The sequence below is a fragment of the Actinacidiphila sp. bgisy167 genome (assembly GCF_057707665.1).
The window spans coordinates 1-5934 of record NZ_JBYIQP010000153.1 but is presented as its reverse complement, the minus strand read 5'-3'; the positions used below and the strand labels follow the sequence as shown (position 1 = coordinate 5934).

Annotated in this window: 2 protein-coding genes; both read left to right on the top strand. The window is 70.1% G+C overall.

Translation table 11 applies throughout. The features are described 5' to 3' along the window. The coding region (locus AC3ET4_RS30105) for an AI-2E family transporter (protein ID WP_431955028.1) at positions 1-989 on the top strand (989 nt) is incomplete at its 5' end. Positions 990-1230: 241 nt separating this feature from the next. Continuing rightward, complete coding sequence (locus AC3ET4_RS30100; RefSeq protein ID WP_431955026.1) at positions 1231-5523, top strand: discoidin domain-containing protein; 4293 nt, start codon at positions 1231-1233, stop codon at positions 5521-5523. Positions 5524-5934: the final 411 nt, after the last annotated feature.

Genomic DNA, 5934 nt, shown 5'->3' with positions numbered 1-5934 from the left:
GGCGGCTGCTGGTCGTGGGGGCCGTGGTCTACGCCGCGTTCGCCGTCCTGGGGCGGTTCCACGAGATCGCCGTGGCCGTCTTCCTGGGACTGGTCGTCACCGCCATGCTCCGGCCGCCGGCCGATCTGCTCGCCCGCGCGATCCCGCGGGCGTCGGCCGTGGCGGTCTCGCTGGTCGGCAGCATCCTGGTCGTGTTCGGCGTCCTGGCGCTGGTCGGTGAGGTGGTCGCCGCCGAGAGCGGGGGGCTGCAACGCGAGTTCGGCGCGGGGCTGACCCGTATCGAGCGCTGGCTGGAGGCCCCGCCGTTCCGGCTCGACCCGCAGGCGCTCGACAACCTGCAGTCGAAGGTCGGGAAGTGGCTCTCCGACCACCGGTCGACCCTGATCAGCACCGCGCTCAGCGGCGCCGGACGCCTGGTCGAGGTGCTGACGGTCCTGGCGCTGGCCCTGTTCTGCTCGGTCTTCTTCCTGCACTCGGGCGACCGGCAGTGGTCCTGGTTCTGCCGGCAGCTGCCGCGGGCGGTCCGCGGCAGGGTGGCCGTGGCAGGCCGTGCGGCGTGGCGCACGTTCACCGGCTACACGCGCGGGATCGTCCTGGTGGCGGCGACGAACGCGATCCTGGTGGGGGTCGCCCTGTTCCTGCTCCGGGTTCCGCTCGCGCTGCCGCTGGCGCTGCTGGAGTTCTTCGCGGCCTTCGTGCCGCTGATCGGTTCGCCGATCGCCCTGGCGGTGGCCGCCGTGGTGGCGCTGGCCGCCGAGGGCCCCCTCGTGGCGGCGATCGTCGTCTGCCTGATCGTCCTCATCGGCCAGATCGAGGGACATGTGCTGCACCCGCTCGTGATGAGCTGGGCGGTCCGCCTGCATCCGGTGGTCGTCGCGCTCACCGTGATCGGCGGGGCCATCGCCGCCGGGGTGATCGGCGCGGTGGTGGCGGTGCCCCTGGTCTCCGTCCTCTGGTCGGTGTACCAGGCGCTGCGCACGACGGAGTAGGGAGCGCAAGTTCTTGCGGTGCTTCCGCAACACCCTGTCGGACGGACGACACTCCAGCGCAAACGCCTGCCAACTCTACTGAAAGCGCGGCCGGAACCATAGACGGCCGGAAGCGCCTCTGCAACTATCACTTCGAGCCGCGCAATTAACCAAACAACGCATGAAAAATACGCAGCGTGCCAGCCGAGTGGTCAGCGCCATGTCATGGCTTCAACAACCTGACGAGAGGCACAGGGACGACATGCCAGAGAAACGGTTCATCCGACGGCTGCTCGCGGGGGTGATCGCGGCCGGCCTCGTGCTGCTCGGCCAGTCCGCGCTGCCCGCCACGGCCGCCGGCGGCCCCGACCTCGCCGCGGGGGCCCCGGCCACCGCGAGCAGCTCCCACGCCGAGTACGGGGTCGCCAACATCACCGACGGCGACCAGAACACCTACTGGCAGAGCGCCGGGAGCTCCTTCCCGCAGTGGGTCCAGGTCGACCTGGGCAGCAGTACCAGCATCGACCAGGTCGTCGTCCGGCTCCCCGCCTCCTGGGAGGCCAGGACCGAGACGTTCGCCGTCCAGGGCAGCCCCGACGGTTCCACCTTCGCCACGCTCTCCGGCTCGGCCGCGCGGAACTTCGGCCCCGGCTCGGGCAACACGGTGACCATCGGCTTCGCGGCCACCCCCACCCGGTTCGTTCGGCTGGCCATCACCGCCAACACCGGCTGGCCCGCCGCCCAGGTCTCCGAGCTCGAGGTGCACGGCTCCGCCACCTCGACCGACAACCTCGCCCGGGGCAGGACCCTCACCGCGAGCAGCGGCGACGCGCCCTATGTCGCCGCCAACGCGGGCGACGGCAACCAGGGCACCTACTGGGAGAGCGCCGGGAGCTCCTTCCCGCAGTGGGTCCAGGCCGACCTCGGGTCCTCCGTCGCGGTCAGCAAGGTGGTGCTGAGGCTGCCGCCCTCATGGGAGGCGAGGACGCAGACGCTGTCCCTGCGAGGCAGCACCGACGGCTCGTCCTTCAGCGACCTGGTCGCCTCCCGCGACTACGCCTTCAGGCCGTCCGACAACAACACCGTCACCATCAGCCTGAGCAGCACGACCACCCGCTACCTGCGCGTCCAGATCACCGCGAACACCGGCTGGGCCGCCGCGCAGCTGTCGGAGCTGGAGGTCTACGGCCCGGCCACCGGCGACACCACCGCGCCGAACGCGCCCACCGGCCTGGCCTTCACCGAGCCCGGCTCCGGCCAGATCCGGCTGACCTGGAACGCCGCCACCGACAACGTCGGCGTCACCGGCTACGACGTCTACGCGAACGGGGAGCTGCGCACCAGCGTCTCCGGCAGCACGCTCGCCTATACCGACAACCAGCCCGACGGCGCCACCGTCAGCTACTTCGTACGGGCCAAGGACGCGGCCGGCAACGTCTCCGGCAACAGCGACACCGTCACCCGGACGGGCTCCGGCGGCGACACGCAGGCGCCCAGCCAGCCCGGCGACCTCACCCTCGCCCAGCCCGGCTCCGGGCAGATCAAGCTGAGCTGGACCGCCTCGAGCGACAACGTCGGCGTCACCGGCTACGAGGTGTACGCCAACGAGGTCCTGCGCACCACGGTGTCGGGCAGCACCCTCACCTACACCGACAGCCAGCCGGACACCGCGACCGTCTCGTACTACGTGAAGGCCAAGGACGCCGCGGGCAACAGAAGCGTCGCCAGCGCCACGGCCACCCGCAACGGCTCGGGCGGCACCGGCTCCAACATGGCCGTGGGCAAGCCCATCACGGCCTCGTCCAGCACCCAGGCCTTCGTCGCGGCCAACGCCAACGACAACAGCGTCACCACCTACTGGGAGGGCGCCGGCGGCAGCTACCCGAACACGCTGACCGTCTCCCTCGGGGCGAACGCCGACGTCACCTCGGTCATCCTCAAGCTCAACCCCGACAGCGCCTGGGGCGCCCGCACCCAGACCGTCCAGGTGCTCGGCAGGGAGCAGGGAGCGAGCGGCTTCAGCAGCCTCAAGGCGGCCGCCGGCTACACCTTCAGCCCCTCTTCCGGCAACACGGTGACCATACCGGTCAGCGCCCGGGTCGCCGACGTACGGCTGCAGTTCACCGCCAACAGCGGCGCGGGCGCGGGCCAGGTGGCGGAGTTCCAGGTGATCGGCACCCCGGCGCCGAACCCGGACATGACCGTCACCGGCATGTCCGTCTCCCCGAGCGCACCGGTCGAGACCGACGCCATCAGCCTCTCCGCGACCGTGCGCAACATCGGCGAGCTGGCCTCGGGCGCCACGAACGTCACCTTCTACCTGGGCACCACCAAAGTCGGCACCGCCGCCGTCGGCGCGCTGGCGGCCGGCGCCTCCACCACGGTGACGGCGAACATCGGCGTACGGGACGCGGGCAGCTACCCGCTCGGCGCCAAGGTCGACGAGTCCGGGGACGTCATCGAGCAGAACGACACCGACAACGCCTACAGCAGCCCGACCCCGCTGGTCGTCAAGCCGGTCGACAGCTCCGACCTGATCGCCTCGCCCACCGGCTGGTCGCCCGGCAACCCGGCCAAGGGCAGCACCGTCACCTTCTCGGTGGCGATCAGGAACCAGGGCACGGTCGCCTCGGCGGGCGGCTCCCACGGCATCACCGTCACCGTCACCGACACCGACACCGGCTCCGTCGTCAGGACGCTGACCGGCTCCTACAACGGCGCCATCGCCGCGGGCAGCACCACGAGCCCCGTCTCACTGGGCACCTGGACCGCCGCCGACGGCAAGTACACCGTCAGGACCGTCATCGCGCCCGACGCGAACGAACTCGCGGTCAAGCAGCAGAACAACACCAGCACCCAGTCGCTCTTCGTCGGCCGCGGCGCCAACATGCCCTACGACATGTACGAGGCGGAGGACGGCGTCCTCGGTGGGAGCGCCGCCGTGGTCGGCCCCAACCGCACCGTCGGCGACCTGGCCGGTGAGGCGTCCGGCCGCAAGGCCGTCACCCTCAGCAGCACGGGCAGCTCGGTGGAGTTCACCACCCGGGCCAGCACCAACACCCTGGTCGTGCGCTACTCCATCCCCGACGCCCCGGGCGGCGGCGGCATCGACTCCACCCTGAACGTCTACGTCAACGGCAGCTTCCTCAAGGCCATCGACCTCACCTCCAAGTACGCCTGGCTGTACGGCAGCGAGACCGCCCCCGGCAACAACCCGGCCGAGGGCAGCCCCCGCCACATCTACGACGAGGCCAACATGATGCTCGGCACGACCGTGCCGGCAGGGGCCAAGATCAAACTGCAGAAGGACGCCGCGAACGGCAGCCGGTACGCGATCGACTTCGTCAACACCGAGCAGGTCGCGCCGATCACCAATCCCGACCCGGCCGCCTACACCGCGCCGACCGGCTTCACCCACCAGGACGTGCAGAACGCCCTGGACAAGGCCCGGATGGACACCACCGGCACCCTCAAGGGCGTCTACCTGCCGCCGGGCGAGTACGAGACGGGCAGCAAGTTCCAGGTCTACGGCAAGCCCGTCAAGATCATCGGCGCGGGCCCCTGGTACACCCGCTTCCACACGCCGGTCGGCCAGTCCAACACCGACGCGGGCTTCCGTGCCGACTCCACCGCCAACGGCTCGACCTTCTCGGGCTTCTCCTTCTTCGGCAACTACACCTCCCGCATCGACGGCCCCGGCAAGGTCTTCGACTTCGCGAACGTCGCCGACATGACCATCGACAACGTCTGGAACGAGCACACGGTCTGCCTCTACTGGGGCGCCAACACCGACAACGTCACCATCAAGAACTCCAGGATCCGCAACACGTTCGCCGACGGCGTCAACATGACCAACGGCAGCACGGACAACCACCTGGACAACATCGAGGCCCGTGCCACCGGTGACGACAGCTTCGCCCTCTTCTCGGCGATCGACGCCGGCGGGGCGGACGAGAAGAACAACCTCTACGAGAACCTGACGTCCCTGCTGACCTGGCGGGCCGCGGGCGTCGCCGTCTACGGCGGCTACGCCAACACCTTCCGCAACATCCTCGTCGCGGACACCCTGGTCTACTCGGGCGTCACGATCAGCTCCCTGGACTTCGGCTATCCGATGAACGGCTTCGGGACCGAGCCGACCAACTTCCAGAACATCTCGGTGATCCGCTGCGGCGGGCACTTCTGGGGCAGCCAGACCTTCCCGGGCATCTGGCTCTTCAGCGCCTCGAAGGCCTTCCAGGGCATCCGCGTCAGCGACGTGGACATCGTGGACCCGACCTACAGCGGGATCATGTTCCAGACGAACTACGTGGGCGGCCAGCCGCAGAACCCGATCAAGGACACGATCTTCACCGACGTCTCCATCACCGGCGCCCACCGCAGCGGTGACGCCTACGACGCCAAGTCGGGCATGGGCCTGTGGGCCAACGAGATGCCGGAGGCGGGCCAGGGCCCGGCGGTCGGCTCCGTCACCTTCAACAACCTCAGGATGAGCGACAACCACGAGAACATCCGGAACACGACCTCCACCTTCACCATCAACGTCAGCCCTTAGCGGAGGAACACGCGAACGCCGTGGTCCCGGCCGGTTCTCCGGCCGGGACCACGGCGCTGCGTCATCCCCGCCGGACGCCGCCGTGCGCCCACGGCCCCCACCACACCGGTATGGGCGAATCGGCGGGGGCGGAGGCCGGCTGTTCCGGGTGAAGTCCGAGCCGCCGCAGGGCGGCCGCGTCGACCCGTACGCCGTAGTGGCCGTGCCAGTGCCCGTCCTCACCGACCCGGCACACGAGGTCGACCACCAGCTCGTGGTCGGCGAACGGCCACCAGTCGATTCCCCGGTCCCGCAGTCAACGTGCCGTCAGGTCGGCGGGCCGGGGGCGGCCCGGCAGATTCTCGTGGCCGAGGAGGGTCACCCATGCCTCCGGTTCGCGCTCCATGCCGCCGTTCTCGCGCAGCACGACGG

What these genes read in the sequence shown, in the direction of transcription:
- AC3ET4_RS30100 (WP_431955026.1), top strand. Translation starts at nt 1,231, where the DNA reads ATGCCAGAGAAACGGTTCATCCGACGGCTGCTCGCGGGGGTGATCGCG.